The organism is Phenylobacterium sp. VNQ135, assembly GCF_049445735.1.
Classification (GTDB): domain Bacteria; phylum Pseudomonadota; class Alphaproteobacteria; order Caulobacterales; family Caulobacteraceae; genus Phenylobacterium.
Window position 1 is genome coordinate 852,374 of record NZ_JBMSDS010000002.1, and the last position, 26,396, is coordinate 878,769.

At 68.8% G+C, this 26,396-nt stretch carries 30 protein-coding genes, 1 other RNA gene and 1 pseudogene; 17 read left to right on the top strand and 15 right to left on the bottom strand.

Annotation, left to right across the window (positions count from 1 at the left end; translation table 11 throughout):
- Positions 1 to 25: 25 nt before the first annotated feature.
- Positions 26 to 826 carry an inositol monophosphatase family protein gene (locus tag ACO2Q0_RS10020; RefSeq protein ID WP_423351347.1) on the bottom strand — a complete coding sequence of 267 codons (801 nt, stop codon included), beginning with the start codon at positions 824 to 826 and terminating at the stop codon, positions 26 to 28.
- Between the two features lie 60 nt (positions 827 to 886).
- Between ACO2Q0_RS10020 and ACO2Q0_RS10025 the strand changes: the two genes are divergently transcribed.
- Positions 887 to 1,297 carry a GFA family protein gene (locus ACO2Q0_RS10025; RefSeq protein WP_423351348.1) on the top strand — a complete coding sequence of 137 codons (411 nt, stop codon included), beginning with the start codon at positions 887 to 889 and terminating at the stop codon, positions 1,295 to 1,297.
- On the opposite strand, the gene thiE is transcribed toward ACO2Q0_RS10025, so the two are convergent.
- On the bottom strand, positions 1,294 to 1,944 hold the full coding sequence (thiE, locus tag ACO2Q0_RS10030) for a thiamine phosphate synthase (protein WP_423351349.1): 651 nt from the start codon (positions 1,942 to 1,944) through the stop codon (positions 1,294 to 1,296). The genes ACO2Q0_RS10025 and thiE overlap by 4 nt on opposite strands.
- Positions 1,945 to 2,088: 144 nt before the next feature.
- Between thiE and ACO2Q0_RS10035 the strand changes: the two genes are divergently transcribed.
- The 3 genes from ACO2Q0_RS10035 (at position 2,089) to ACO2Q0_RS10045 (ending at position 4,636) form a co-directional block, all read left to right on the top strand.
- Entirely contained in the window at positions 2,089 to 2,274 is a 186-nt protein-coding gene (locus tag ACO2Q0_RS10035; protein WP_423351350.1) for a (2Fe-2S)-binding protein, read from the top strand.
- Between the two features lie 152 nt (positions 2,275 to 2,426).
- A complete protein-coding gene (bfr, locus tag ACO2Q0_RS10040; RefSeq protein WP_423351598.1) occupies positions 2,427 to 2,912 on the top strand; it encodes a bacterioferritin in 486 nt (161 codons plus the stop codon).
- A gap of 74 nt (positions 2,913 to 2,986) precedes the next feature.
- Entirely contained in the window at positions 2,987 to 4,636 is a 1,650-nt protein-coding gene (locus ACO2Q0_RS10045; protein ID WP_423351351.1) for an MFS transporter, read from the top strand.
- Here the strand turns inward: ACO2Q0_RS10045 and ACO2Q0_RS10050 are convergent.
- The 5 genes and pseudogenes from ACO2Q0_RS10050 to gap all read right to left on the bottom strand — a co-directional run bounded on the left by ACO2Q0_RS10050 (position 4,599) and on the right by gap (position 8,421).
- Positions 4,599 to 4,880, bottom strand: coding sequence for a hypothetical protein (locus ACO2Q0_RS10050; RefSeq protein ID WP_423351352.1), 282 nt, complete (start codon positions 4,878 to 4,880; stop codon positions 4,599 to 4,601). The two genes, ACO2Q0_RS10045 and ACO2Q0_RS10050, sit on opposite strands and share 38 nt — an antisense overlap.
- Positions 4,881 to 4,961: 81 nt before the next feature.
- Positions 4,962 to 6,047: a class II fructose-bisphosphate aldolase gene (gene fba / locus ACO2Q0_RS10055; RefSeq protein WP_423351353.1), complete on the bottom strand. Its 1,086-nt coding sequence runs from the start codon at positions 6,045 to 6,047 to the stop codon at positions 4,962 to 4,964.
- 14 nt (positions 6,048 to 6,061) lie between these two features.
- Complete coding sequence (locus ACO2Q0_RS10060) at positions 6,062 to 7,264, bottom strand: phosphoglycerate kinase (RefSeq protein WP_423351354.1); 1,203 nt, start codon at positions 7,262 to 7,264, stop codon at positions 6,062 to 6,064.
- Positions 7,261 to 7,378: pseudogene (locus tag ACO2Q0_RS10065) on the bottom strand (hypothetical protein); the annotation flags it as partial. The pseudogene ACO2Q0_RS10065 and the gene ACO2Q0_RS10060, both read right to left, overlap by 4 nt.
- A gap of 32 nt (positions 7,379 to 7,410) precedes the next feature.
- Positions 7,411 to 8,421: a type I glyceraldehyde-3-phosphate dehydrogenase gene (gap, locus tag ACO2Q0_RS10070; protein ID WP_423351355.1), complete on the bottom strand. Its 1,011-nt coding sequence runs from the start codon at positions 8,419 to 8,421 to the stop codon at positions 7,411 to 7,413.
- Positions 8,422 to 8,637: 216 nt separating this feature from the next.
- Between gap and ACO2Q0_RS10075 the strand changes: the two genes are divergently transcribed.
- Positions 8,638 to 9,153 carry a hypothetical protein gene (locus tag ACO2Q0_RS10075; RefSeq protein ID WP_423351356.1) on the top strand — a complete coding sequence of 172 codons (516 nt, stop codon included), beginning with the start codon at positions 8,638 to 8,640 and terminating at the stop codon, positions 9,151 to 9,153.
- A gap of 204 nt (positions 9,154 to 9,357) precedes the next feature.
- Here the strand turns inward: ACO2Q0_RS10075 and purT are convergent, their stop codons facing one another.
- Together purT and tkt are read right to left on the bottom strand one after the other, a co-directional pair.
- Complete coding sequence (purT, locus tag ACO2Q0_RS10080) at positions 9,358 to 10,554, bottom strand: formate-dependent phosphoribosylglycinamide formyltransferase (RefSeq protein ID WP_423351357.1); 1,197 nt, start codon at positions 10,552 to 10,554, stop codon at positions 9,358 to 9,360.
- 3 nt (positions 10,555 to 10,557) lie between these two features.
- On the bottom strand, positions 10,558 to 12,531 hold the full coding sequence (gene tkt / locus ACO2Q0_RS10085; protein ID WP_423351358.1) for a transketolase: 1,974 nt from the start codon (positions 12,529 to 12,531) through the stop codon (positions 10,558 to 10,560).
- A gap of 136 nt (positions 12,532 to 12,667) precedes the next feature.
- On the opposite strand from tkt, the gene ACO2Q0_RS10090 reads away from it, so the two are divergent.
- The gene (locus ACO2Q0_RS10090) at positions 12,668 to 12,946 is read left to right on the top strand and encodes a DUF4164 family protein (protein ID WP_423351359.1); all 279 of its coding nucleotides are present in this window, start codon (positions 12,668 to 12,670) and stop codon (positions 12,944 to 12,946) included.
- 2 nt (positions 12,947 to 12,948) lie between these two features.
- Entirely contained in the window at positions 12,949 to 13,284 is a 336-nt protein-coding gene (locus ACO2Q0_RS10095; protein ID WP_423351360.1) for a cell division protein ZapA, read from the top strand.
- Here the strand turns inward: ACO2Q0_RS10095 and ACO2Q0_RS10100 are convergent.
- Positions 13,281 to 14,306 carry a fatty acid desaturase family protein gene (locus ACO2Q0_RS10100; RefSeq protein ID WP_423351361.1) on the bottom strand — a complete coding sequence of 342 codons (1,026 nt, stop codon included), beginning with the start codon at positions 14,304 to 14,306 and terminating at the stop codon, positions 13,281 to 13,283. The two genes, ACO2Q0_RS10095 and ACO2Q0_RS10100, sit on opposite strands and share 4 nt — an antisense overlap.
- 111 nt (positions 14,307 to 14,417) lie before the next feature.
- On the opposite strand from ACO2Q0_RS10100, the gene ssrS reads away from it, so the two are divergent.
- The 4 genes from ssrS to ACO2Q0_RS10120 all read left to right on the top strand — a co-directional run bounded on the left by ssrS (position 14,418) and on the right by ACO2Q0_RS10120 (position 16,438).
- A non-coding RNA gene (gene ssrS / locus ACO2Q0_RS10105) (6S RNA) lies at positions 14,418 to 14,578 on the top strand.
- Positions 14,579 to 14,602: 24 nt separating this feature from the next.
- Positions 14,603 to 15,184: a 5-formyltetrahydrofolate cyclo-ligase gene (locus ACO2Q0_RS10110; protein WP_423351362.1), complete on the top strand. Its 582-nt coding sequence runs from the start codon at positions 14,603 to 14,605 to the stop codon at positions 15,182 to 15,184.
- Positions 15,181 to 16,017 carry a TIGR00282 family metallophosphoesterase gene (locus tag ACO2Q0_RS10115; RefSeq protein WP_423351363.1) on the top strand — a complete coding sequence of 279 codons (837 nt, stop codon included), beginning with the start codon at positions 15,181 to 15,183 and terminating at the stop codon, positions 16,015 to 16,017. The genes ACO2Q0_RS10110 and ACO2Q0_RS10115 overlap by 4 nt, the downstream gene beginning before the upstream one ends.
- 64 nt (positions 16,018 to 16,081) lie before the next feature.
- Positions 16,082 to 16,438 (top strand): phage holin family protein, encoded by a 357-nt coding sequence (locus tag ACO2Q0_RS10120; protein WP_423351364.1) that lies wholly within the window; start codon positions 16,082 to 16,084, stop codon positions 16,436 to 16,438.
- On the opposite strand, the gene ACO2Q0_RS10125 is transcribed toward ACO2Q0_RS10120, so the two are convergent.
- Positions 16,435 to 17,244 carry an enoyl-CoA hydratase/isomerase family protein gene (locus ACO2Q0_RS10125; protein WP_423351365.1) on the bottom strand — a complete coding sequence of 270 codons (810 nt, stop codon included), beginning with the start codon at positions 17,242 to 17,244 and terminating at the stop codon, positions 16,435 to 16,437. The genes ACO2Q0_RS10120 and ACO2Q0_RS10125 overlap by 4 nt on opposite strands.
- A gap of 76 nt (positions 17,245 to 17,320) precedes the next feature.
- Between ACO2Q0_RS10125 and ACO2Q0_RS10130 the strand changes: the two genes are divergently transcribed.
- Positions 17,321 to 17,497, top strand: a complete 177-nt coding sequence (locus tag ACO2Q0_RS10130; RefSeq protein WP_423351366.1) for a hypothetical protein — start codon at positions 17,321 to 17,323, stop codon at positions 17,495 to 17,497.
- A gap of 63 nt (positions 17,498 to 17,560) precedes the next feature.
- Here ACO2Q0_RS10130 and groL read toward each other — a convergent pair whose 3' ends face one another.
- Together groL and groES are read right to left on the bottom strand one after the other, a co-directional pair.
- Positions 17,561 to 19,204: a chaperonin GroEL gene (gene groL / locus ACO2Q0_RS10135; protein ID WP_423351367.1), complete on the bottom strand. Its 1,644-nt coding sequence runs from the start codon at positions 19,202 to 19,204 to the stop codon at positions 17,561 to 17,563.
- Positions 19,205 to 19,260: 56 nt separating this feature from the next.
- A complete protein-coding gene (groES, locus tag ACO2Q0_RS10140; protein ID WP_423351368.1) occupies positions 19,261 to 19,548 on the bottom strand; it encodes a co-chaperone GroES in 288 nt (95 codons plus the stop codon).
- Positions 19,549 to 19,776: 228 nt separating this feature from the next.
- Here groES and ACO2Q0_RS10145 point away from each other — a divergent pair, with 228 nt between their 5' ends.
- From ACO2Q0_RS10145 to ACO2Q0_RS10160, 4 genes are all read left to right on the top strand, one after another.
- On the top strand, positions 19,777 to 20,994 hold the full coding sequence (locus ACO2Q0_RS10145; RefSeq protein ID WP_423351369.1) for a class I SAM-dependent methyltransferase: 1,218 nt from the start codon (positions 19,777 to 19,779) through the stop codon (positions 20,992 to 20,994).
- A gap of 215 nt (positions 20,995 to 21,209) precedes the next feature.
- Entirely contained in the window at positions 21,210 to 22,535 is a 1,326-nt protein-coding gene (locus ACO2Q0_RS10150; RefSeq protein WP_423351370.1) for an acyl-CoA dehydrogenase family protein, read from the top strand.
- 254 nt (positions 22,536 to 22,789) lie between these two features.
- Entirely contained in the window at positions 22,790 to 23,545 is a 756-nt protein-coding gene (locus ACO2Q0_RS10155; protein WP_423351371.1) for a TSUP family transporter, read from the top strand.
- A gap of 266 nt (positions 23,546 to 23,811) precedes the next feature.
- Entirely contained in the window at positions 23,812 to 24,396 is a 585-nt protein-coding gene (locus tag ACO2Q0_RS10160) for a GNAT family N-acetyltransferase (RefSeq protein WP_423351372.1), read from the top strand.
- Here ACO2Q0_RS10160 and ACO2Q0_RS10165 read toward each other — a convergent pair.
- Both ACO2Q0_RS10165 and tadA read right to left on the bottom strand, forming a co-directional pair.
- Complete coding sequence (locus tag ACO2Q0_RS10165; protein ID WP_423351373.1) at positions 24,389 to 24,817, bottom strand: DUF6265 family protein; 429 nt, start codon at positions 24,815 to 24,817, stop codon at positions 24,389 to 24,391. The two genes, ACO2Q0_RS10160 and ACO2Q0_RS10165, sit on opposite strands and share 8 nt — an antisense overlap.
- Positions 24,814 to 25,263, bottom strand: a complete 450-nt coding sequence (gene tadA / locus ACO2Q0_RS10170) for a tRNA adenosine(34) deaminase TadA (protein WP_423351599.1) — start codon at positions 25,261 to 25,263, stop codon at positions 24,814 to 24,816. Before tadA ends, ACO2Q0_RS10165 begins: the two co-directional genes overlap by 4 nt.
- Positions 25,264 to 25,275: 12 nt before the next feature.
- Here tadA and ACO2Q0_RS10175 point away from each other — a divergent pair, with 12 nt between their 5' ends.
- Positions 25,276 to 26,391, top strand: coding sequence for a pseudouridine synthase (locus tag ACO2Q0_RS10175; protein WP_423351374.1), 1,116 nt, complete (start codon positions 25,276 to 25,278; stop codon positions 26,389 to 26,391).
- Positions 26,392 to 26,396 lie beyond the last annotated feature (5 nt).

Here is a 26,396-nt window from a genome sequence, read left to right on the forward strand (position 1 = left end):
AGCTTAGCCCGTTCTATGACAGTCGCTACTTCGCGGCGATCTGCAGCCGCTCCATCAGGAGCGGATGGATGTCGAGGTTGCCGGCCACGATCGAGCCTGACTTCAGCATGTCTTCGCCGCCGTCGGCGTCGGTCACCTTGCCGCCGGCCTCGGTGACCATCAGGATGCCCGCCGCCAGGTCCCAGGCCTTCAGGTCGCGCTCCCAGTAGCCGTCGTAGCGGCCCGCCGCGACCCAGGCGAGGTCCAGCGCCGCCGAGCCGAAGCGGCGCACGCCCGCCACCCGCTGGCTGATCTGGTGCAGCTCCTTGAGGAACTTCGCGTGCTGGCCGTGGCCCAGGAACGGGATGCCCGTCGCCAGCACCGACTCGTCCAGCCGCTGGCGGGCGGCGACGCGCAGGCGCTTGTCGTTGACGTAGCAGCCCTTGCCCTTCTCGGCCCAGAACAGCTCGTTGGTGATCGGGTTGTAGGTGACCGCCGCCACCACGCCCGCGCCCTCGCGCTCCAGCGCGATGTTGATCGCGAAGTGCGGAATGGCGTGCAGGAAGTTCGTCGTGCCGTCCAGCGGGTCGACGATCCACGTGTGGGTCTTGTCGGTGCCTTCGATCAGGCCGCGCTCTTCGCCCCAGAAGCTGTAGCCGGGGCGCGCCTTGGTCAGCGCCTCGAACAGCACCTGCTCGGCCTTCAGGTCGGCGGCGGAGACGAAGTCGGCGGGCGCCTTCTTGGCCACCTGCAGCTCAGCGAGTTCGCCGAAGTCACGGTTGAGCCCGCGCGCGGCCTTGCGCGCGGCGTCGCTCATCACTTTCAGGAGGGCCGATTGGGCGATCATGGGCGGCGGAACCTAGTTGCGAGGTTGCAGCAAAGCAAGGCGCACGCCCAAACTGCGACCATGGACCCTTTAAACACCCGCGTCGCCGCCTGCCACTGCGGCGACCTGAGAGTGACGATGCAGGGCGAGCCGCTGATGGTTTCCAGCTGCTGCTGCAGCCATTGCCAGCGCCGCACCGGCGGCTTCTTCGGCGTCACCGCCTATTTCCATCCGGACCAGATGATCGCCCAGGAGGGCGCGGTGGCCACCTTCCAGCGGCCGGGCAGCACGACGCTGTTCCACTTCTGCCCGCGCTGCGGCTCGAACATCTGGTGGGGCCCGTTCGACGACGACCAGATCATCGGCCTGGCCGGCGGCGCGTTCGTCGACCCGACGCTGCCGTCGCCCGAGCGCATGGTGTTCACCAAGCGGCGGCATCCCTTCGTCCAGCCGCCGGCCGGCGTGCGCCAGTATGCCGACGGCGCGGACTAGCCGCGCTCGGCGACGCCCGCGGCGATCTCGCGGTTGAAGGCTGCCACGGCGGCGGCGGGACCCTCGCCGTAGCTCCAGACCCCGGCCGAGACGGCCAGGAAGTCCGCGCCGGCCCTCGCCAGTTCCCGGGCGGTATCGACGGTGATCCCCCCGATGGCCACGCAGGGCGTCTCCATGGTCTCCTGCCAGATCGCCAGGATCTCCGGGTCGGCGCGGGTCTTCGCGTCCTTCGTGGCGGTCGGGAAGAAGGCGCCGAAGGCCACATAGTCCGCGCCCGCCTCGGCGGCTTCCATCGCCAGGTGCCGGCTGTCGTGGCAGGTGACGCCGACGATCCGCTCCTTGCCCATCAGCCGGCGCGCCTCGGCGCAGCTCGCGTCCTCCTGGCCGACGTGGACGCCGTCGCAGCCGAGGCGGGCGGCGAGGTCGGGCCGGTCGTTCAGGATGACGGCCACCCCGCGCGCCGCGCAGATCGGCGTCAGCACGTCGACCGCGGCGGCGATGACCTCGTCAGGGACGTCCTTCAAGCGGATCTGCAGGGCGGCCACGTCGCCGGCGTCCAGCGCGTGCGCCAGGCTGTGGCCGAACGCCGCGAGGTCGTCCAGCCGGGGCGGCGTGATCAGGTAGAGGCGGCAGAGCGGTTCGGCCATGCCGCCCTAGAGCCTGTTTCCCGCGGCCTTTCAAGCGCGCCGCCTCGCGCGGATGTGATGACCCGGATCAAATGCGAATGACTTGCAAAGGCGTTATCATGTGGCTAGATCAAGATACGACAGGCAGGAGCTTCGGCGCCCGACATGTACGTCTGCAATTGCAACGGCCTCCGCGAACGTGACGTCCGCGCCGCCATCGCGGCCGGCGCGGCCCGCCCGGCCCAGATCTTCAAGGCCTGCGATTCAGCGCCTCAGTGCGCCCGCTGCGTCTGCGACATGCGCAAGATGCTGGACGAGGATCGCGAGGCGCTCCGCTACGCCGCGGAATAGCGAAAACCTCCGTCTTTTCAGCAAGCGAAAGTCATTCGCAGCCGAGTCCGCGCTTTTCTTGGCGAGCGCAAATCACTTGCAGACATAGGCTTTGACCTGGCGCATCGGCCCAGGCATTCCCGCGTTCAGTGACTGAACGAAAGGCTTCGGCGATGCAGGGCGACAAGGCGATCATCCGACTCTTGAACGCGGTGCTCACCAACGAGCTGACGGCGATCAATCAGTACTATCTGCACGCCCGGATGTACGAGAACTGGGGCTTCGCCCGGATCGGCAAGGTCACCTACGAAGAGTCGATCGGCGAGATGAAGCACGCCGACAAGCTCATCAAGCGCATCCTCTTCCTCGACGGCCTGCCTAACCTGCAGGACCTGCACAAGCTCTCCATCGGCGAGACGGTGGCCGAGTGCCTGGCCGCCGACCTTTCGCTGGAGACCCGCGGCCGGGTCACCCAGATCGAGGGCATCAAGCTGTGCGAGAGCTCCGGCGACTTCGCCTCGCGCGAGGTGCTGGTCGAGATCCTCAAGGACACCGAGGAGCACATCGACTTCCTCGAAACCGAGCTGTCCCTGCTCCGCAGCCTGGGCGAGCAGAACTACCTGCAGCGCGCCACCGGCGAGATCGGCGAAAAGGACTGACCGTCCGGGCGTTGCCAGCCTGACCGTTCCACCCCTACGGTCCTTCCCAAGAACGAGACTGGGGGAGGGCGCGTATGGCGACGGCGGAGGCGGCTCCGGCGCGGGGCGGCAATGCGATGGTGATCGCGGGCGCGTCCGTGGGCACCGTGTTCGAGTGGTACGACTTCTACCTCTACGGCTCGCTCGCCGGCTTCATCACCGCCCACTTCTTCTCCGGCGTGAACGAGGTCACGGGCTACATCTTCGCCCTGCTGGCCTTCGCCGCGGGCTTCGCGGTGCGGCCCTTCGGGGCCATCGTGTTCGGGCGCCTGGGCGACCTCTGGGGGCGTAAGAACACCTTCCTCGTCACCATGCTGCTGATGGGGCTGTCGACCTTCGTCGTGGGCCTGCTGCCCAGCTACGCGACGATCGGCGTCGCCGCGCCCATCCTGCTCATCGTCATGCGCCTGGTTCAGGGCCTGGCGCTCGGCGGCGAGTACGGCGGCGCGGCCACCTACGTCGCCGAGCACGCCCCGCCCGGCAAGCGCGGCCTGTACACCAGCTGGATCCAGATCACCGCCACCGCCGGCCTGTTCCTCAGCCTCGTGGTCATCCTGCTGGTCCGCACCCAGCTCGGCGAGGACGCCTTCAAGGCCTGGGGCTGGCGGATCCCGTTCCTGGTCTCGATCCTGCTGCTCGGCGTCTCGCTCTGGATCCGCCTGCGTCTCAACGAGAGCCCGGTCTTCCAGAAGATGGTGGACGAGGGCAAGACCACGAAGAAGCCGCTCGCCGAGAGCTTCGGCCGCTGGAGCAACCTGAAGCTCATCCTGCTGGCGCTCGTCGGCCTCACCGCCGGCCAGGCGGTGGTCTGGTACACCGGCCAGTTCTACGCCCTGTTCTTCCTGGAGCGGATGCTGAAGGTCGATGGCGCCCAGGCCAACACCCTGGTGGCCATCGCGCTCGCCCTGGCCACGCCCTTCTTCATCGTCTTCGGCTGGTTGTCGGACAAGATCGGCCGCAAGCCGATCATCCTGGCCGGCTGCCTGCTGGCGGCGCTGACCTACTTCCCGATCTTCAAGGCGATCACGGCGGCCGCCAATCCGCAGCTCGCCGCCGCCACCGCCAGCGCGCCGGTGACGGTGGTGGCCGATCCCGCGGACTGCGCCTTCCAGTTCGACCCCGTCGGCAAGACGGCCTTCACCTCGTCCTGCGACGTCGCCAAATCGGCCCTGGCCAACGCCGGCGTCTCGTATGTGAACCAGGCGGCGCCGTCCGGCAGCCTCGCCGCCATCCGCATCGGCGCCGACACCGTGGCCAGCTTCGACGGCCGAGGCCTGCCGAAGGCCGACTTCGACGCCCGCAAGAAGGCCTGGACCGCCACCCTCGCGGAACACCTGAAGGCCGCCGGCTACCCCGCCAAGGCCGATCCCGCCCGGGTGAACACGCCGCTGGTCGTGGCCCTGCTCTGGCTGCTGGTGCTGTACGTGACCATGGTCTACGGGCCGATCGCCGCGGCGCTGGTGGAGATGTTCCCGGCCCGGATCCGCTACACCTCGATGTCGCTGCCCTACCACCTCGGCAACGGCTGGCTGGGCGGCTTCCTGCCCACCACCGCCTTCGCCATGGTGGCGGCGACGGGGAATATCTACTTCGGGCTCTGGTATCCGATCGCCGTGGCGGCGGTGACCTTCGTGGTCGGCCTGCTCTTCATCCGCGAGATGCGGGGCGCCGATATCGAGGCTTGAGCGGCTGGGGCGCGTCGGTGCGCTCCTTCCAGCCGTGGCGGCCGGCGTAGAAGCCCAGGCCCACGAGCGCCGCCGTGAGCACGGCAAGGAGGGCCGCGCCGCCCAGCACATAGGGCCAGAGCGGCCCCAGGGTGCGGCCGCCGTCGCTCGGCTGGGAAACCTGATAGAACCCCCAGCCGGCGAGCACCGCCAGTATCGCCAACCCCAGAAACGCGAGCCCCAGCACGAGAGCGTGCCTGTGCATGCAGGCTCAACCGGCCGCGAGATGTCAGGGTTCCAGGCTCTGGAAATCCCTCCCCATGAAGGGGAGGCCTGGAGCGAATTGCTACTCGGCGGCGACCGCCGTGATGCCGATCTTCGGCGCCAGTTCGCCCGAGGCGTAGCGCTTGGCCATGGCCGAGAGCGGGATCGGCTTGATCTTGCCGGCGTGGCCGGCGGTGCCGAACTCCTCGAACCGCTGGACGCAGACCTTGCGCATGGCTTCCTTGGCCGGCTTCAGGTAGCCGCGCGGGTCGAACTCGCCGGGCTTCTCATGGAACACCTGGCGGATGGCCGCGGTGATGGCCATGCGGTTGTCCGTGTCGATGTTGATCTTGCGCACGCCGTGCTTGATGCCGCGCTGGATCTCTTCCACCGGCACGCCCCAGGTCTGGGGCATCTCGCCGCCGTACTTGTTGATCAGGTCCTGCAGGTCCTGCGGCACCGACGACGAGCCGTGCATCACCAGGTGGGTGTTGGGCAGCCGGCGGTGGATCTCCTCGATCACGTTCATGGCCAGGACGTCGCCGTCCGGCTTGCGCGTGAACTTGTAGGCGCCGTGGCTGGTGCCCATGGCGATGGCCAGCGCGTCGACCTCGGTGGCCTTCACGAACTCGACCGCCTGGTCGGGATCGGTCAGCAGCTGGTCGTGGCCGAGCTTGCCCTCGAAGCCGTGGCCATCCTCCTTTTCACCCATGCCGGTCTCGAGCGAGCCCAGCACGCCGAGCTCGCCCTCCACCGAGGCGCCGACCCAGTGGGCCATGTCCACCACGTTGCGGGTGACGCGGACGTTGTAGTCGTAGTCGGCCGGCGTCTTGCCGTCGGCCATCAGCGAGCCGTCCATCATCACGCTGGTGAAGCCGTACTGGATCGCGGTGGCGCAGGTGGCTTCGTTGTTGCCGTGGTCCTGGTGCATGCAGATCGGGATGTGCGGATACATCTCCGCCATCGCGTCGATCAGGTGCTTCAGCACGATGTCGTTGGCGTACGAGCGCGCGCCGCGCGACGCCTGCATGATCACCGGCGAGTCGGTGGCCTCGGCGGCCTCCATGATCGCCAGCGCCTGTTCCATGTTGTTGATGTTGAACGCCGGCACGCCGTAGCCGTGCTCAGCCGCGTGATCGAGTAGCTGTCGGAGCGTAATCCGGGCCATCGCCTACATTCCCCTTACGAAATGAGGGCCGCCACGCCGGGCAGCTCCTTGCCTTCCATCCATTCCAGAAACGCGCCGCCGGCCGTGGAGACGAAGGTGAAGTCGTCGGCCGCGCGCGCCGCATTCAGGGCCGCAACCGTATCACCACCGCCGGCGACCGCCACCAGCTTGCCGGCCTTCGCCAGCGACGCGGCTTCCTGCGCAGCTTCAACGGTGGCTCTATCAAAGGGTTGCACCTCGAACACCCCGAAAGGACCATTCCAGATCAGGGTGCGGCTTTCGGCCATGGCGGCCTTCACGGCGGCCAGGGTCTTGGGGCCGATATCGAAGATCTTCTCGTCGGCCGAGACCTTGTCTGCCTCCAGGTCGACCGTCCGCGTGGGAACGCCCGCCGCCAGCTCGGTGGCGACGATGACGTCCGACGGCAGGATCACCTTGCACCCGGCTTCCTCGGCCTTGCCCAGGATCTCGCGGGCGGTGTCGGCCATGTCCTTCTCGCAGAGCGAGCCGCCGATCTCGAACCCTTGCGCGAAGCGGAAGGTGTTGGCCATGCCGCCGCCGATGGCCAGGTAGTCCAGCTTGCCGACCAGGTTGTTCAGCAGGTCGAGCTTGGTCGACACCTTGGCGCCGCCGACGATGCCCATCACCGGCCGCTTCGGGTTGCCCAGCGCGGCGTCCAGCGCCTCCAGTTCCTTGCGCATCTGCTCGCCCGCATAGGCCGGCAGCAGGCGCGCCAGGCCCTCGGTGGAGGCGTGCGCCCGGTGGGCGGCCGAGAAGGCGTCGTTGACGTAGAGGTCGCCGTTGGCGGCCAGCGCGGCCGCGAACTCGGGATCGTTCTTCTCCTCGCCGGCGTGGTAGCGGACGTTCTCCAGCAGGGCGACGTCGCCGTTCTGCATGGCGGCCACGACCTTCGCGGCATCCTCGCCCACGCAATCGTCCGCGAAGGCGACCGGCGCGCCGACCAGCTTCGACAGCGGCTCGACCACCGGCTTCAGGCTCATTTCCGGCACGCGCTTGCCCTTCGGCCGGTCGAAGTGGGCCAGCAGCACCACCTTGGCGCCGCCCGCGCGGAGCTTTTCGATGGTCGGCAGGGCGGCGCGCAGGCGGGTGTCGTCGCTCACCCGACCGTCGGCCATCGGCACGTTGAAGTCCACGCGCACCAGGGCGCGCTTGCCCGAGAGGTCCGCGTTGTCGAGGGTCTTGAAGCTCTGGCTCACCGGGTCATCCCACTCACGTCATCCCGGACGGCCGAAGGCCGATCCGGGACCCAGGGCCGGCCGCACGGCCACACTACCTGGGTCCCGGCTCTCCGCTGCGCTCAGGCCGGGATGACGGCTTGGAAGCGCGCAGCGGTCGGCGGGTCCTAGATCAGCTTGCCCAGGGCGACGGCGGTGTCGCTCATCCGGGTCGAGAAGCCCCACTCGTTGTCGTACCAGGACAGGACGCGGGCCAGGCCGCCGTCGATCACCTGGGTCTGCGGCAGGGCCACGGTCGAGGACGCCGGGACGTGGTTGAAGTCCATCGACACCAGCGGCTCCTTGGTGACCGCCAGGATGCCCTTCAGCGGGCCCGAGGCGGCGGCGGCTTCGATGGCGGCGTTGATCTCGTCCTTGGTGACCGTCTTGCCCGGCACGAACTTCAGGTCGACGACCGAGACGTTGGGGGTCGGCACGCGGATCGAGGAGCCGTCCAGCTTGCCGGTCAGTTCGGGGATGACGAGGCCCAGGGCCTTGGCCGCGCCGGTCGAGGTCGGGATCATCGACATGGCCGCGGCGCGGGCGCGGTAGAGGTCCTTGTGCATGGTGTCCAGCGTCGGCTGATCGCCCGTGTACGAGTGGATCGTCGTCATGTAGCCGCGCTCGATGCCGCACAGGTCCTGCAGGACCTTGGCCACGGGGGCCAGGCAGTTCGTCGTGCACGAGGCGTTCGAGATGATCAGGTCGTCCTTGGTCAGCGTGTCGTGGTTCACGCCATAGACGATGGTCTTGTCGACGCCGTCGCCCGGCGCCGAGATGATGACGCGCTTGGCGCCGGCTTCCAGGTGGGCGGCCGCCTTGTCGCGGGCGGTGAACAGGCCGGTGCACTCGAGCGCGATGTCGACGCCCAGGTCCTTGTGCGGCAGCTCGGCCGGGTTGCGGATCGCCGTCACCTTGATGGGGCCCCGGCCCACGTCGATGGTGTCGCCGTTCACCGTCACCTGAGCCGGGAAGCGGCCGTGCACGCTGTCGTAGCGCAGCAGGTGGGCGTTGGTCTCCACCGGGCCCAGGTCGTTGATCGCCACGACCTCGATGTCCGTCCGCGCATGTTCGATGATCGAGCGCAGGACCAGGCGGCCGATGCGACCGAAACCGTTGATGGCGACGCGAACGGGCATGGGCGGAGACCTCCTGGAAATTTCGTGTGGCCGGGTTCTTCAAGGGGAGGCCGGTGAAGTCAACCCCTGGAAGAACACGAATGGCGACAATGGATTGCGGGCGGCGCATGTCCCCTGGCCGGCGCCGCGCCTGCAACGCGCCAAGGTCAAGCCTGTTCCGCAGGACGTCGCAGCTTTTCCTTGACTCAAGGCACCTTTTATGTTCTTCGTTTGTTCATGATCAGCGACGCCGACATGCTGGAAGAGATCGACGCCCGCCTCGCGGCCGTGGCCGACGTCCAGTTCGCGCTGATCCAGAAGATCCAGGGCCGCATCGAGGCCGCCGAGGATGCGGCCGAACTCCAGGCCCTGGCCGAGCCCCTCGACCGCTGCGCCCGCTCCATCCGCCTTACCTATGCGTTGCGCGTGAAGCTGCGGAAGGACATCCGCAGCCTCGACCGTGAGGAGACCCGCCGCGCCGAGGCCGCCCACAGGGAGCGCAGCCAGGATCGCTGGGATGCGGTCCGCCACCGTGTCGAGACCCTCACCTGGCGCGAAGCCGACTGGGAGGACGAGGGCCTCCTGGCCGAGTACGACCGCGTCCTCGACTTCGAAAGCCTCGACGAACGCTTCCTCGACCTCACCGTCGAACAACAGGCCGACCGCCTCATCGCAAAGCTCGACCTCAGGGCCGAGCCGCCGCCCTCATATCCCGGGGCGGATGCCCGCGAGGGCTTCCAAAGCTCCGCCTGATCCCGCCGCTGCAGGATCGACCACGAACGGACACGAACCGACACGAACGGTTCGGTCGTCATTCCTCAGAGTTTGAGACTTGTCGCGCGCCTCGGGCGCGCCTTCCTCCCGAAGCGCATGCGCTTCCGGGCTCGCACCGCATGCGCCGACCCGTTCGTGTGGGTTCGTGTTCGTTCGTGGTTCGAAAAAGCGGCCCCCGCCGCCCTACTCCGAGACCGGCCGCACCTTGGCCGCCGCCTCGCGCGCTCGGGCCCGCGCATCCTCGACGTCGCCGCCGCGCGCCAGCGCGACGCCCATCCGCCGCCGCTCATAGGCTTCCGGCTTGCCGAACAGCCGCAGGTCCGCGCCGGACACGGCCAGCGCCTCGGCCACGCCCTCGAAGGCGATGCCCCGGGCGTCCATCCCGCCGTAGATCACCGCGCTCGCGCCCGGCTCGCGCAGGGCCACGTCCGTCGGCAGGCCGAGGATCGCCCGCGCATGCAGGGCGAATTCGCTGAACGCCTGCGTCGCCAGCGTCACCAGCCCGGTGTCGTGCGGCCGCGGCGAGACCTCCGAGAACCAGACCTCGTCGCCCTTCACGAACAGCTCGACGCCGAAGATGCCGACGCCGCCCAGGGCCTCCGTCACGGCGGCCGAGATCTCGCGGCTGCGGGCCAGCGCCGCCGGGCTCATCGGCTGCGGCTGCCAGCTCTCGACATAGTCGCCCTTCACCTGCCGGTGGCCGATGGGGGCGCAGAAGCTGGTCTGGACCTCGCCGCCCTTCAGGCTGCGGACGGTGAGCTGGGTGATCTCGAAGTCGAAGTCCACGCGGCCCTCGACGATGACCCGCGGCTGCTCCACCCGGCCGCCCTCCAGGGCGTAGCGCCAGGCCGCCGCGATCTGCTCCGGCCCCTCGACGTAGGACTGCCCCTTGCCCGACGAGCTCATCACCGGCTTCACGAAGCAGGGGAAGCCGGTCACCTCGGCGGCCGCCTTGGACAGCTCGTCCTCCGACGAGGCGAAGGCGTACGCGCTGGTCGGCAGGCCCAGCTCTTCGGCCGCCAGACGGCGGATGCCCTCGCGGTTCATGGTGAGCTGGGCGGCGCGCGCCGTCGGGATGACCGTCGCCAGCCCCTCGGCCTCGATGCGCACCAGCTCGTCGGTGGCGATGGCCTCGATCTCCGGCACGATCAGGTGCGGCCGCTCGGCCTCGACGAGCGCCCGCAGGGCGGCCGCGTCGGTCATGGCGATCACGTGGCTGCGGTGCGCCACCTGCATCGCCGGCGCGTCGGGATAGCGGTCGACGGCGATCACCTCGCAGCCCAGCCGCTGCAGCTCGATGGCCACCTCCTTGCCGAGCTCGCCCGAGCCCAGGAGCATGACCCTGACGGCGGTTGGCGAAAGCGGCGTGCCGAGGCGCATCGTCTAGCTCAGGCGCGCCTTGGCCGCGGCCGCAACGCCCTCGGGCGTGATGCCGAAGTGCTGGTAGAGCGCCTTGTCGGTGCCGCTGGCCCCGAAGCCGGTCATGCCGACGAACACGCCGTCGGCGCCGATGAAGCGGTCCCAGCCCATCCGCACGCCGGCCTCCACGGCGACCTTCACCTCGGACTCGCCGATCAGGGTCTCCTGGTAGTCGGTCGGCTGGGTCTCGAAGAGCTCGAAGCTTGGGACCGAGACGACGCGGGCGCCGATGCCCTCGGCCTCCAGCAGGTCCTTGGCGCCCAGGGCCACGGGGACTTCGGTGCCGCTGGCGAAGATCGTCACCTGAGCCGGCAGGCTGGCGGCGGCGAGCTGGTAGGCGCCGCGGGCCGACAGGTTCTCGCCGATCGGCTGGGTGCGGACCGCCGCCGTCTTCTGACGCGACAGGGCGAGCACCGAGGGCTTCGTCTTGGCGTCCAGCGCCAGCTTCCAGCACTCGGCCGTCTCCACCGCGTCGGCCGGACGGAAGACGTTGAGGTTCGGCATCGCCCGCAAGGACGCCAGGTGCTCCACCGGCTGGTGGGTCGGGCCGTCTTCGCCCAGGCCGATGGAGTCGTGGGTGCCGACGTGGATCACGCGGACGCCCATCAGGGCCGCCAGCCGGATCGCCGGCCGGGCGTAGTCGCTGAACACCAGGAAGGTCCCGCCGTAGGGGATGACGCCGCCGTGCAGCGCCATGCCGTTCATGGCCGCGGCCATGCCGAACTCGCGCACGCCGTAGTTCACGTAGCGGCCGGCGTAGTCGGGGGCGTCCAGGATCTTGGTGTTCTTGACGTAGGTGTTGTTCGAGCCCGTCAGGTCGGCCGAGCCGCCCACGAGTTCGGGGATCTCGCCGAAGATCTTCTCCAGCACCGCGCCCGAGTGCTGGCGGGTGGCGGCGGCGGGCGCGCTCGCCTCGGCGTCGGCGATGAACTGGTCCAGGGCGGCGAAGGCGGTCTTCGGCAGCTCGCCGGCCATGGCGCGCTCGAAGTCGCCGCGCACGGTCGAGGCCGCGAGCTTCGCCTCCCAGGCCTTGCGCAGCTTGGCGCCGCGGCGGCCGGCGGCGCGCCAGGGCTTGTAGACCTCGTCCGGCACGACGAACGCCTCGTGCGGCCAGCCGAGGTTCTCGCGGGTCTTGGCGACCTCGTCCTTGCCGAGCGCCTTGCCGTGGACGTCGTGGGTGCCCTGGAAGGTCGGCGAGCCCTTGCCGATGATGGTCTTGCAGGCGATCAGCGTCGGCCGGTCCTGCTTCACCGCCCAGGCCAGGGCCCGGCGGATCTGGCCCTCGTCATGGCCGTCGATGCGCTTGGTCGCCCAGCCGGCGGCCTTGAAGCGGGCGAGCTGGTCCGTGGCGTCCGAGATGCCGACGTGGCCGTCGATGGTGATGTCGTTGTCGTCCCAGAGGACCGTCAGCTTGGCGAGCTTCAGCCGGCCGGCCAGGCTGATCGCCTCGTGGCTGACGCCCTCCATCAGGCAGCCGTCGCCCGCCACGACCCAGGTGCGATGGTCGACCAGGTCGCCGCCGAAGCGGGCGGCCAGGTGGCGCTCGGCGATGGCCATGCCGACGGCGGTGGCCAGGCCCTGGCCCAGCGGGCCGGTGGTCGTCTCGACGCCCGGCGTGTGGCCGAACTCGGGGTGGCCCGGCGTGTTGGAGCCGAGCTGGCGGAAGGCCTTCAGGCTGTCGAGGCTCACCGCCTTCACGCCCGCCAGGTGCAGCAGGCTGTAGAGGAGCATCGAGCCGTGGCCGGCCGACAGCACGAAGCGGTCGCGGTCCGCCCAGTCCGGCCGGGCGGCGTCGTACTTCAGGAACTTGGTCCACAGCACGGTCGCCACGTCGGCCATGCCCATCGGCATGCCGGGGTGGCCGGAGTTGGCCTGCTCGACGGCGTCCATGGAGAGGACACGGATGGCGTCGGCCATGAGCTTCGTCGGCGCGGGCATGGAGGTCTTTCGCGAGTCGTTAACGGCGGATGCGGCGCGGCCTCGCACGTGAGGGCGCGGGGGTCAAGAAACGGGCCGATTCCCAAGGCAAGCGACGCGCTTTAGAAGAGGCCTGTAAGCCTTTGGGGAGTCACGCATGAACCCGGGCGAGAGCGCATTGGACCTGGCCGCCAAACGGCTGGAGCGCGCTGTCCACGTACTGGAGCAACGGCTCTCCGAGAAGCTGCGTCAGGCCGGGGCGGAGGTCGGCGGCCTGTTCGACCAGGATCGCGCCAACCTCGCCGCCGAGCTGGACCGCTCCCGCGCGCGGGAGCGCGAGCTGGAGGAGGCCGGCGCCCAGGCGTCGGTCGCGCTCGGCAAGGCCATCGAAGAGATCCGCGCCGCCCTCGCCGGGCAGGCGCCGGCGGAGCAGTAGCCATGGCCCAGATCACCGTCGACGTGAACGGTCGCCCCTATGTGGTGGGCTGCGAGGACGGCCAGGAGCAGCACCTGCAGGAGCTGGCCCGGATGTTCGACCAGCAGGTCCGCCACGTGTCCCAGGACATGGGCCAGCTCGGCGACACCCGGCTGTTCCTGATGGGCGCCCTGCTGCTGGCCGACGAGCTTGCGGACGCGAAGAACCGCCTGGCGGCGCTCCAGGTCGAGGTCGGCAAGCTCCAGACCGAGCGCGCGCGCATCGAGTCCAAGGCCGTCGCGGCCCTCGAGGCGGCCGCCAAGCGGATCGAGAAGCTGGCGACGGACGAGGCCGCCTAGCGGACCTTGCGGATCAGGCGGCGCAGCGCCGGGACGAGTTCCGGCTGCTCCACCTGGCGATAGGGGTGGTCGGCGGGCACATGGCCCACCAGCCGGGCGTGAGCCCTGCCGAGGTTATGGTAGGGCATCCGCGGCAGCAGGTGGTGGAGGCCGTGGTAGCGCAGGCCCACCGGCGCCCACAGGAACGGCAGGAGAGCCGGCGGCGGAACGTTCACGCTGTCGAGGAACTGGCCCTCGAAGGTCATCATGCTCCCGTCGTTCTCCCAGTAGTGGGCAACGGCGGTGCGGAGCTGGTTCACGAGGGCGAAGACCGCATAGATCGCCACGGCGATCACGATCGCCCGGATCGGGATCACGCCGGCGGCGGCCAGGCCGATCACCGCCCAGCTCCACAGCCAGCAGGCGATCTCCTGGGCCAGCCACGGCGCCTTGCCGGCGCGGTCGAAATCCTCGCGGGAGAACTCGGTGTTGATCGTCATGGCCGAGGTCTTGGCGATCACCCAGCGCCGCAGCGGCGGGATGAGGAACGACACGGGCGCGAGCACGGCGAAACGCAGGATCACGCCCACCGGCGCGAGCAGGGCGACGAGGACGAAGCCCAGGAGGCTGCTCAGCGGCCGCCGCGCCAGCGGCATGTACTCGGGGTCGCGGGCCGTGCCGTAGCGGTCCTTGGCGTGGTGCAGCATGTGGACGCCCTCGTACAGCAGCGAGGGCGTCAGGAAGGGAACCCCGATCAGCAGGTTCCAGCCGAGGTGGAAGCCCGGCAGCTCGTCCCGGCGCTGGTGCGTCAGCTCGTGGATGAAGCTGACCGCGCGATAGAGCGCCAGGACGCAAACCGCTGCGGCGACCAGGGCCCACGCCCCACGCGCCGTCACGGCGACGAAAAGGCTGAGGTAGGTGACTGCGGCCGTGGCGATGAGGTCCGCCCAGTAGATGCGCGGGTTCGGGCGCATCAGGTCGCGCGTCAGGTCGTTGGCCAGGCGGGCCAGCGAGGGGGCGGGAGCGATGGTTTCGGCGGTCACGGGCTGAGACTTAGTGAAGGCGGGGCCCGGCTTGAAGGGAAAATCCGCCGCTGCGCGGACGGGCCGCGCTTGAGACAGGGCCTCAGGCGCACTACCTTGGACGTCCGGCGGGTCCTGCTGCGGCTCTCGTCGAAGGCGACATATCCCAGCGACCTTAATTCACTCGAAGGGAGCTGTCCCTGCCCTTGGCCGTGGCCTTGGGTATACGGCGCCCACCTGGTCTACCAGGTCGAGGGGATGAAACAGTCCTTCACGGCTCTCGCGGCGCCGCCACCTTTCTCCTCTATAAGGGGCGGGTGAGCCTCGCCCTGGACAAGACCTCGCTCCGGCAGGAGCTGCGCCGCCTTCGGCGACGCCTCGCGTCCGACATCGCAGGCGCCGGAGCCCTTGCCGCCGAGCGCCTGCCGCTCGACCAGCTGCCGGCGTTCGACAGCTTCTCCGGCTACGTCGCCCAGGGCTCCGAGATCGATCCCCGGCCGCTGATGCTGCGCCTGGCCGATCTGGGCGCCGTGCCGGCCCTGCCCACGGCCGTCAGCCGCGACGAACCCCTCGAGTTCCGCCTGTGGGACACCCGGACGCCGCTGGAGCCCGACGCCTTCGGCATCCCCGCGCCTCCGCCCTGGACCGACGCCGTGGAGCCCGATCTGGTGATCTGCCCGCTGCTGGCGTTCGACCGCCGCGGCGGCCGCCTCGGGCAGGGCGCCGGGCACTACGACCGCACGCTCTCGAACCTTCGCGCCACCAAGCCGGTTTTCGTTCTGGGCCTGGCCTATGCCGGCCAGGAACTCGACGAGATCCCGATGGAGCCGCACGACCAGCCGCTGGACGCCATTCTGACCGAGACGGAATTCATCGCGGTCGCTAAGGAGGCGCGATGAAACTCGCCTTCTTCGGAGACGTGGTCGGACGCGCCGGCCGCGACGGGCTCGCCACCTTCCTGCCGGGCCTGAAGCGCCAGCTCGGCCTCGATTTCGTGGTGGTCAACGCCGAGAACGCCGCCGCCGGCTTCGGCATCACCGAGGCCACCGCCAACGAGCTCTTCGACGCCGGCGCCGACTGCCTCACCCTGGGCAACCACTCGTGGGACCAGAAGGAGGCCCTGACCTACATCGTCCGCGAGCCCCGGCTGATCCGGCCGCTGAACTATCCGCCGATGGCCCAGGCGCCGGGACGCGGCGCCCAGCTCTTCGACACCGACAGCGGCCGCCGCGTGCTCGTCGTGAACCTGCTCGGTCGGGTCTACATGGATCCGCTGGACGATCCCTTCGCGGCGGTCGACCGCGAGCTGGAGGCCGCGCCCCTGGGCGCCGTGGCGGACGCGGTGATCGTCGACATCCATGCGGAGGTGACGAGCGAGAAGATGGCGATGGGCCACTTCTGCGACGGCCGGGCCAGTCTGGTGGTCGGCACTCATACGCATGTGCCCACGGCCGACGCCCAGATCCTGCCCGGCGGCACGGCCTACCAGACCGACGCCGGCGCCTGCGCCGACTACGACAGCGTGATCGGCAACCAGAAGGAAGAGCCGCTGCGTCGGTTCACCACCAAGATCTCCGGCGGCCGCTACAAGCCCGCGGAGGGTCCGGCCACCGTCTGCGGCGTCTTTCTGGAGACGGACGACAAGACGGGTCTGGCCAAGCGTATCGAGCCGATCCGCGTCGGGGGCCGGCTGGCGCCCCATGTGCCGGTCCTGGAGAGGGCCGAGGCCTAAGCTCCCTTGCGGAACTGCCGGTCCTGCCGCCATCTAGGGCCAGGCTTTCGAAGGAGGCTCGTCGGTGCTCAAGTTCCTTGTCCGAGCGGTGTTCGCCGCTCTGGGGCTTTGGATCGCTTCCGCCATCGTCCCCGGCGTGTCGATCGACAACACCGGCACGCTGGTCGTCGCGGCCGTGTTGCTGGGCGTCGTCAACGCCATCGTCCGGCCGGTGGTCTTCATCCTGACCCTGCCGCTGACAATCGTGACGCTGGGCCTGTTCCTGCTGGTGGTGAACGCCGCCATGATCGGCCTCGTGGCCATGCTTCTGGGCGGCTTCCACGTGGACGGTCTTATCCCGGGCGTGCTGGCTGCCATCGTCACCGGCGTGGTCAGCTGGATCGGCAGCATGATCGCCCGCGACGACCGCGAGCGGCGCTAGCGTCCCTCGAACTTCGCCGGCCGCTTCTCCATGAAGGCGGCAACGGCTTCGCCGAAGTCCTTCGTGCGCACCAGCGGCATCAGCTGCAGGAACACGTGATGCACGTGCTCGTCGAACCCTTCGGACAGTCCCATGCGCATCATCCGTTTGGCCGCCTGTACGGCCAGGGGAGCGTTCGCCGCCACCTCGGCTGCGAGCTGGCGCGCCTCGGCCTGAAGCTGATCGGCGGGCACGACCCGGGAGGCGAGGCCCCAGCTTACGGCTTCTTCGGCGCTCAGGGTTCGCCCGGTGAAGATCAGCTCGGCGGCCTTTGACCAGCCGACCAGCCGCGGCAGCAGCCAGGTGCCGCCGGACTCCGGCACCACGCCGCGCTTGGTGAAGGCCACTGCGAACTTCGCGCCCTCGGCGGCGATCCGCATGTCGCAGCCCAGCGCGGTGTCGAGCCCATAGCCCGCTGCCGAGCCGTTCAGCGCGCAGATGGTGGGCGTATCGAGGTTGAACAGCACCGTCGGCGGCGTCGAGCGCAGGTCGAGGTTGGTCGGCGCGGAAGCGCCTTCCAGGCCGAGCTTGCCTTCGCCTGCGCCTCTCAGATCGAGGCCGGCGCAGAACGCCTTGCCGGAGCCCGTCAGGATGATGGCGCGCACCTCCGGATCGCGGTCGGCCTTGAGCAGCAGCTCCGAGAGCTGGCTCAGCATCGGTCCGGAGATGGTGTTCATCCGGTCGGGCCGGTTGAGCGTGATGGTGGCGATGTGCTCGCGGACCTCGTACAGCACCTCGTCGGCGATTGGGACGTTGGAGTCGGCCATGGCGGATTGTCCTGCGTTTGAAGCGTCAGCCTAGCAGCCGCCGCGCCCGCCGCTACGTCAGCTTCGGAGACTGGAAGTGTCGATCGAGAACCACCCCGGCTACGCCCGCTGGAAGGCGGCGGAGGCCCGCCTGGAGGACGCCAAGCTGCTGCTCGAGCAGGTGACGACCGACGCCGAGCGTGCGGTGGTCCAGCGCGAGGTGGACGACGCTCAGGAAGAATACGACGCCGCCGTCGACGCCATCGTCGGCTGAGGCCCAAGAAAAAGGGCGGAGCCTTGCGGCCCCGCCCTCGATCTTCGCGTCTGAGCGTCGGACTTAGAAGTCCATGTCGCCCATCCCGCCGGGCATGCCGCCCGGGGCGCCGCCAGCGCCGCCCTTCTTGGGGGCTTCGACGATCGCGGCTTCCGTCGTGATCAGCAGGCCGGCCACCGAGGCGGCGTCCTGCAGGGCCGTACGGACCACCTTGGCCGGGTCGATGACGCCGGCCTGCACGAGGTCGACGTACTCTTCCGTCTGGGCGTTGAAGCCGAAGGTGGCCGAGCCGTTCTCCAGCACCTTGCCGACCACGATCGAGCCTTCCACGCCGGCGTTCTCGGCGATCTGACGGATCGGGGCCTGCAGAGCGCGGCGCACGATGGCGACGCCGGCTTCCTGGTCGTCGTTGTCACCCTTGAAGCCGTCGAGAACCTTCGAGGCCTTCAGCAGGGCGACGCCGCCGCCGGGGACGATGCCTTCCTCCACGGCCGCGCGGGTCGCGTTCAGGGCGTCGTCGACGCGGTCCTTCTTTTCCTTCACTTCGACTTCGGTGGCGCCGCCGACGCGGATCACCGCAACGCCGCCGGCGAGCTTCGCCAGACGCTCTTGCAGCTTTTCCTTGTCGTAGTCCGAGGTGGTGTCCTCGATCTGCTTCTTGATCTGCGCCACGCGGCCTTCGATGCCGGCCTTGTCGCCGGCGCCGTCGACGATCGTGGTGTCGTCCTTGGTGATCGACACCTTCTTGGCGCGGCCCAGCATGTCGAGGGTCACGGTCTCGAGCTTGATGCCGAGGTCTTCCGAGATCAGCTGACCGCCCGTCAGGATCGCGATGTCTTCCAGCATGGCCTTGCGGCGGTCGCCGAAGCCCGGAGCCTTGACGGCCGCGACCCGCAGGCCGCCGCGCAGCTTGTTCACCACGAGAGTCGCCAGCGCTTCGCCTTCGACGTCTTCAGCGATGATCAGCAGCGGACGGCCCGACTGCACCACGGCTTCCAGCACCGGCAGCAGGGGCTGCAGCGAGGCGAGCTTCTTCTCGAAGAGCAGGATCAGCGGCTCTTCGAGCTCGGCTTCCATCTTCTCGGCGTTGGTGATGAAGTACGGCGACAGGTAGCCACGGTCGAACTGCATGCCTTCGACGACGTCGAGTTCGGTCTCGGCGGTCTTGGCTTCCTCGACGGTGATGACGCCTTCGTTGCCGACCTTTTCCATGGCGCGGGCGATCATCTCGCCCACTTCCAGGTCGCCGTTGGCGGAGATGGTGCCGACCTGGGCGATCTCGCTGTTGGCCGAGACCTTCTTGGCGTTGGCCTTGATCTCTTCGATGACCTTGGCGACCGCCTTGTCGACGCCGCGCTTCAGGTCCATCGGGTTCATGCCGGCGGCGACCGACTTCAGGCCCTCGACGACGATGGCTTGCGCCAGGACCGTGGCGGTCGTGGTGCCGTCACCGGCCTTGTCGTTGGTCTTCGAAGCGACTTCGCGGATCAGCTGGGCGCCCAGGTTCTCGAACTTGTCGGTCAGCTCGATTTCCTTGGCCACCGACACGCCGTCCTTGGTCGAGCGCGGGGCGCCGAAGGACTTCTCGATGACAACGTTGCGGCCCTTCGGGCCCAGGGTCACCTTCACCGCGTTGGCGAGGATGTTGACGCCGCGCAGCATGCGATCGCGCGCGTCGGAAGCGAAATAGACGTCTTTCGCAGCCATGATGGTTCTCTTTCTCTAAGGGGTGTTCGGAAAGGCGTTCTGGACTCGCGCGCCGCTTAGGCGACGACGCCCAGGATGTCGCTTTCCTTCATGATCAGGAGGTCTTGGCCGTCGAGCTTCACCTCGGTGCCGGACCACTTGCCGAAAAGGATGCGGTCGCCGACCGCCACGTCGAGGGCAACAACCTTGCCGCTGTCGTCGCGGGCGCCGGGGCCGACGGCGATCACTTCGCCTTCCTGCGGCTTTTCCTTGGCCGTGTCAGGGATGATGATCCCGCCCTTGGTCTTCTCTTCTTCCTCGACGCGCTTGACGAGGACGCGGTCTCCCAGAGGACGAAACGCCATGATGATCTTTCTCCGTTCGAGACGGTGTGGTTTGAATTTCCGGTGACGGAAGCGGCCTCGGAGCCTGCTGTTAGCAGTCGCTGCCCCTGAGTGCTAACGTCGGTGGGGAGTTAGGAAAACGGCCTTCCCGAGTCAAGACTTCGCCGTTGCGCAGCTTCAACGGTTCCCCATGTCACAGGGGTGGCCGCACAGCGGCCCTTCGTCGCGTCGAAGAGACAGGGTGAGGTGATGAGCCTGCAGTCCGTCCTCCAGAACACCGTCCGCGAAGGGGACCTGACGCTGAAGCTGCCGGGCAGACGCACCCTCAAGCTCGGAAACGGCGAAGGTCCGCCGCTGGTCGCCCGGATCACCAGCCCCATGTGGGCGGCGCGGATCGCCGCCAAGCCGGGATTGGGCGTCGGCGAAGCCTATATGGACGGCGGCCTCGTGTTGGAGCGCGGCGAGATCGGTCAGTTCATCGACCTCATCGGCGCCAACGCGAAGTTCAAGATGCGGAAGAAGCGCGGGCCGCTCCGGCGCTGGCTGCGCGACCGGAAGCGCGAAGCGAACCATCGGCGCGCGGCGCGCCGAAACGTGTCCCACCATTACGACATCTCGAACGAGCTCTACCGGCGGTTCCTCGACGAGGACATGCAGTACTCCTGCGCCTACTTCGCGCGACCCGACATGACGCTGGAGGAAGCCCAGCTCGCCAAGAAGCGTCACATAGCAGCGAAGCTGGCGTTGAAGCCCGGCCATAAGGTGTTGGACATCGGCTGCGGCTGGGGCGGCATGGCCTTGACGCTGGCCGAGGAGACCGGAGCCGAGGTCGACGGGATCACGCTGTCCACCGAACAACTCGCCCTGGCCCAGGAGCGCGTGCAGGCGAAGGGCCTCGCGGGCCGCGTGAACTTCTCGCTGACGGACTATCGCGACGTGCCCGGGCCTTACGACCGCATCGTCTCGGTCGGCATGTTCGAACATGTGGGTCGGCCGAACTACCAGGCCTATTTCGACGGGGTGGCGCGCCTGCTGAAGGACGACGGCGTGGCCCTGATCCACTCCATCGGCCGGCCCGAGGGTCCAAACGTCACCAACGCCTGGGTCGCCAAGTACATCTTCCCGGGCGGCTACATCCCCGCGCTGTCGGAAGTGCTGCCGGCGATCGAGCGCGCGGGCCTGATGGTCACCGACATCGAGATCCTGCGTCTCCACTACGCCGAGACGCTGAAGGCCTGGCGCCAGAGGTTCGCAGCTCAGCGCGAGGAGATCGCCGGCATGATGGACGAGCGCTTCTGCCGGATGTGGGAGTTCTATCTCGGCATCTCCGAGATGGCCTTCCGCCATCGGGGCCATTTCGTCTTCCAGGTGCAGCTCGCCAAGCGCGTCGACGTGCTGCCCATCACCCGCGACTACATGGGCGAGGCCGAGGCGAAGCTCACCGGGCCGGTCCGCCGGGTGGCCTGAAAGCGGTCCGAAGACTTGACCTGAGACGTAATCGACGGCCCCCGCCCGAAGGCCGCCTAGCGCCGGAGGCCGCGCCGTTCGTCCTCCCCCGGACGGCGCGGTCGCTGCCGCAAGGGCATTGGTCGCACTGAGGCGCATTGAAACAGTTGTTTGAACGTGGTCTGATGCGCTCAATCGCCGGCGGCCGCCGGCCCGCCGATTGGGAGCGACCAGGAATGACCATGCACGCCGCCGAACGTCCGCAGTCGAGCTTCACGCTGAGCCCGCAGGACGAACTCAACGACCTGCGCATGTCAGACAAGGCGCTCCCGCTCTACAACCAGGTGAAGCAGTTCATCAAAGAGGTGGTGGAGCCCGCCTCCGAGGAGTTCCACCGCCTGGGCGAAGGCCGTCCGGACGTATGGGACTACGCCCCCGGCCAGCTCGAGGTGCTGGAAGCCGCGAAGGACAAGGCCAAGGCCCAGGGCCTCTGGAACTTCTTCCTCCCGAACGCCGAAACCGGCGAGGGCCTGTCGAACCTCGACTACGCCTATATCGCCGTGGAGCTGGGAAAGAACCGGCTCGCGTCCGAGATCATGAACTGCGCCGCGCCGGACACCGGCAACATGGAAGTGCTGGAACGGGTGGGTACGCCCGAGCAGAAGGAGAAGTGGCTGAAGCCGCTGCTCGAGGGCAAGATCCGCTCGGCCTACTGCATGACCGAGCTGAACACCGCCAGCTCCGATGCCAAGAACATCGACACCCGCGCCGTGCGTGTTGGCGACGAGTACGTCATCACCGGCGAGAAGCACTACATCTCGGGCGCCGGCGACCCGCGCTGCAAGGTCATGATCACCATGGTCAAGACCGGTGGCGAGAACGACCCGCCGCACCTGCAGCAGTCGCAGATCCTGGTGCCGCTGCCTTGTGAAGGCGTGGAGATCGTGGGCGGCCAACAGGTGTTCGGCGACTACGACGCGCCGCACGGGCACATGCACATCCGCTTCAACAACGCGCGCGTGCCGGCGTCCAACATGCTGCTGGGCGAAGGTCGCGGCTTCGAGATCAGCCAGCTCCGCCTGGGCCCGGGCCGCATCCACCACTGCATGCGCGCCATCGGCTCGGCCGAAAAGGCGCTGGACCTGATGGTGACCCGCGGCATGAGCCGGGTGGCGTTCGGCAAGCCCATCATCCAGCTCGGCGGCAACATCGAGATCGTCAGCCGCGCGCGGATCGAGATCGAGGCCATGCGCCTGATGGTGCTCAAGGCCGCCAAGGCCATGGACGTGCTGGGCAACCGGGAGGCGCGCGTCTGGATCCATATGGTCAAGGCCATGGTGCCCGAGCGGGTCTGCAAGATCATCGACCAGGCGATCCAGATGCATGGCGCGCTCGGCGTCTCGCAGCACACGCCGCTGGCCCGCATGTACGCCAACACCCGCACCCTGCGCCTGGCCGACGGCCCGGACGAGGTCCACCACATGGTGGTCGGCCGCAACGAGCTCCAGCAGTTCCGCGAAGGCCCGCACGACAGCTCCATGTCGGCGGTGTTCCGCAACTAGAGCCCACCGCGCTCAGCAGAACCAAGGCCCCGGCGCTCGCCGGGGCCTTTTTCTTTGGCCAGTCCTAAGCTTGGGTGTAATCGAACGCTGTCAGATGACGGCTTCGTACGCCAGATCCCACCCCTTTATCGACGGCGCTCGCCCCGTGCGGCTCGCAGCGCCTTTTCCGCTCCGCGCACGATGCGCCGGAGGTCCGCGGTCCGCAGGAGCCTGTGCCTCCTGCGCGAGGCGGGCTCCTCGTTCGGAGACCTTCCATGACCTTCCTGACCGGCGCCTTCGTGGTCGCCGCGGCCTTCGTGACGGCCACCCTGTCCGGCGTTTTCGGCATGGCCGGCGGGTTGCTGCTGATGGGCTGCCTGGCCGTCGTGCTCCCCGTACAGGCCGCCTTCGTCACCCATGGCCTGCTCCAGCTCGTGGCCAACGGCTGGCGCGCGATCCTGCATAGACGCCACGTCCGCTGGGACATCGTCGGCTGGTACGCTTTGGCGTCGTTGGTCGCTGCGCTGGCGGTCGCGCTTCTGTCGATCAGCCCTTCGAAGCCGCTGCTGTTCCTGCTGCTCGGCCTCGTGCCGGGGCTCACGTGGCTGCCGCAGCGCTGGGTCAATCTCGACGCCGCCCGACCCCCGCAGGCATTTCTGTCCGGGCTGACCGTCACCGGGCTCAACCTGGCCGCGGGCGTCGCAGGCCCTCTGCTGGACATCTTCTTCGTCCGGACTGAGCTCACGCGGCACGCCATCGTGGCCACCAAGGCCGCGACCCAGGTCTTCGCCCACCTCGCCAAGATCGTCGTCTATGGCGCACCGTTGCTGGGCGCCGCGGGCGCGTCCGGCCTGCCGCCCTGGCCCGTCTTCCTGTTGGCCGTGCCGCTCTCGATGGCCGGCACCTTCACGGGCGGACGGATCCTCGACCGGATGAGCGACGTGAACTTCAAGCGCTGGACCCGCTGGATCGTGACCGCCATCGGCGCCGTCTACCTCGTTCAGGCGGCCCAGCTCTTCCTCCGCGGTTGAGCGAAAAAAAGGCCGGGGCCACGCGGGCCCCGGCCGGGGAAGTTCATAGGGAGGAAACGCCCAGGATGGGCACGCCTTCAGGTATGTCGGCTCTCGAACCTTGCAAGGCGTCGCCCGAAATTTTTTGTGCGCGCTTGCGAAAAACCCCGACTGCGGGATGGGTGGTCTGCCAGTCGCCGTGAAACTGGACCTGTTGCGCAGTCCACTTGCCGTCCTACGAAGCCGCGATGTCCGAAGGCCCCTCGAAGTCGCCGCTTCCGCCCCCGATGCAGCTTGCTCCGCGTCCGCTGGAGAACCGCTTCGTGCGACTGGAGCCGATGTCGGAAGAGCACCGCGAGCCGCTACGGGCGGCAGTGAACGCCGATCAGCGGATCTGGACCGAGCTCTACCCGTACTCCTGGGCCGGCGAGCATTTCGAGCCCACCTGGGCCAAACTCCGCAACGATCAGGCCGAGGGGAACACGCTGCCGTACGCCGTCCTCGTGGATCGAGACGTGGTGGGCCTCTCCACCTTCTACGGCATCGACCCGTCGAACCACGTGCTGGAGATCGGCGGCACCTATTACCGCCCCGACGTCCGGGGCGGGGCGGTGAACCCGTCGGCGAAGCGACTGATGATGGCCGAGGCCTTCGAAGCCGGTGCACGGCGGGTGGTCTATCGCGTGGACGCGCTCAACGCCCGCAGCCGTGCGGCGGTGACCAAGCTGGGCGCCGTGGAGGAGGCCTTGCTGCGTCAGGATCGGCTGACCTGGACCGGCCGCGTCCGCGACACGGTCATCTTCTCGATCCTCGCCCCGGAGTGGCCGGCTGTGCGGGATCGGCTGGACGCGCGGCTAGCGGCGTTCACCTGACGCGGGTGTAGCGCCACTCCTGCCGCTTCAGTTCGCCCTTCACCACGCCTTCGATCCCGGCGCAGAGGTCCTCGCCGCAGCGGCGATAGAAGACCCGCTGCGGAAAGTCGTGCGCCTTGTTCTCGAAGACGAACTCGCCGTCTCCGCCGGGCAGCAGGACGAACGCCGTCGGCGGCTGGTCCTGGATCAGCGCCGTGAACGTGACGCCCGCCGGCTGGGCGCTGATGATCATGTGTTCGACGAAAGGTTTGCGGCCCGGCCTGTTGGTCTGGCTGACGCCGGCCATCACCCCGTCGCGGGGCTGTAGCCACGTTTCCTGCACCACGCCGCCGTCGCGCGCCTGGGTCCAGGCGCCGGCCAGCCACCCAAGCTGGGCGACATCGGCGTTCACGGCGGCTGCCGCCAGCATGGCGAGGATCATGGCCTGGCTCCCCTGCGCCTGGCGCGGAAGAAGGCCTTCAGCATAGCCGAGCTTTCATCCGCCAGCACGCCGCCCTCCACCTCGGGGCGCCAATGGCAGGTGGGCTGCTCGAAGAACCGGGGTCCGTGGACGACCGCGCCGCCCTTCGGGTCATCCGCGCCGAACACCACGCGGCCGATGCGGGCGTGGCTGATCGCGCCGGCGCACATGGCGCAGGGCTCGAGAGTGACGACCAGGGTGAGGCCCGTCAGCCGATAGTTGCCCACCTTCTCGGCGGCGGCGCGCAGGGCCAGCACCTCGGCGTGTGCGGTGGGATCGTGGCGGCTGATCGGGCTGTTGGCGGCGACGGCGATCACCTCGCCGGTGGCCGGATCCACCACGGCGGCGCCCACCGGCGTCTCGCCGGCCAAGGCGGCGGCTTGCGCGGCTTCGAGCGCGATGCGCATGGTGCGGCAGTCATGGTCCACGATCCCCTACGAACCGACCGCGCCGCGTCCGGTCAAGCCTCCGATCCCGACGACGCCGGCGCCGAAGGCCCCGGCGAACGCATCGCCAAGCTGCTCGCCCGCTCGGGCGTCGGGTCCCGGCGGGACGTCGAGCGGCTGATCGAGGAGGGCCGGGTCGCCATCAACGGCCAGGTGCTGACCACGCCTGCGGTGAAGCCCGAGCCGGGCGACATCATCACCGTCGACGGCGTGGTGGTGGCCGAGCCCGAGCCCGTCCGCGTCTTCCGCTATCACAAGCCGGTGGGCCTGGTGACGACGCACAAGGACCCGCAGGGCCGGCCGACGGTGTTCCAGGCGCTGCCGCAGGACCTGCCGCGGCTGATCTCGGTCGGCCGGCTGGACCTCAACTCCGAAGGGCTGCTGCTGCTCACCAACGACGGGGGACTGGCCCGCGCGCTCGAACTGCCCGCGACGGGCATCGTCCGGCGTTACCGGGCCCGCGCCCACGGCCGGATCACCCAGGAGCGGCTCGACAAGCTGAAGGACGGCATCACGGTCGACGGCGTCCGCTACGGCGCGATCGAGGCTCGCCTCGACAAGGCCAAGGAAGGCGGTCAGGGCGCTAACCTCTGGCTCACGGTCACGCTGCACGAGGGCAAGAACCGTGAAGTCCGCCGGGTGCTGGAAGCGCTGGGGCTGAAGGTGAACCGGCTGATCCGCCTCTCCTACGGGCCGTTCGCCCTGGGGACGCTGGGCCTGGGCGAGATCGAGGAGGTCGGTCCGCGGGTGATCCGGGAGCAGCTCGCCGACCACATCCCGCCCGAGAACATGCCCAAGGGCGACCGCCCGCAGTACCGCTCGCCCGCGCGAAAGTCGCGCCGCGAACAAGCTGAGAGCCGGCAGGCCGAATTGGCGCCCACGCCGCAGGAGAAGGCGAAGAAGGCTTACAAGGCCGGCTGGGCGAAGCCGAAAGCCAGGCCCAAGGCGCACGCCAAGGGGAATTCGAAGGGGCCGCCCAAGGCCTTGGCCAAGGCCAAGATCGAAGGCAAGACGATCGGCGCTCCCAGACGGACTTCGGCTAGCCCGAAGCCTGCGGCGCGGCCGGCGCCGTCGCGCCGCCGGGGCTGATCCCC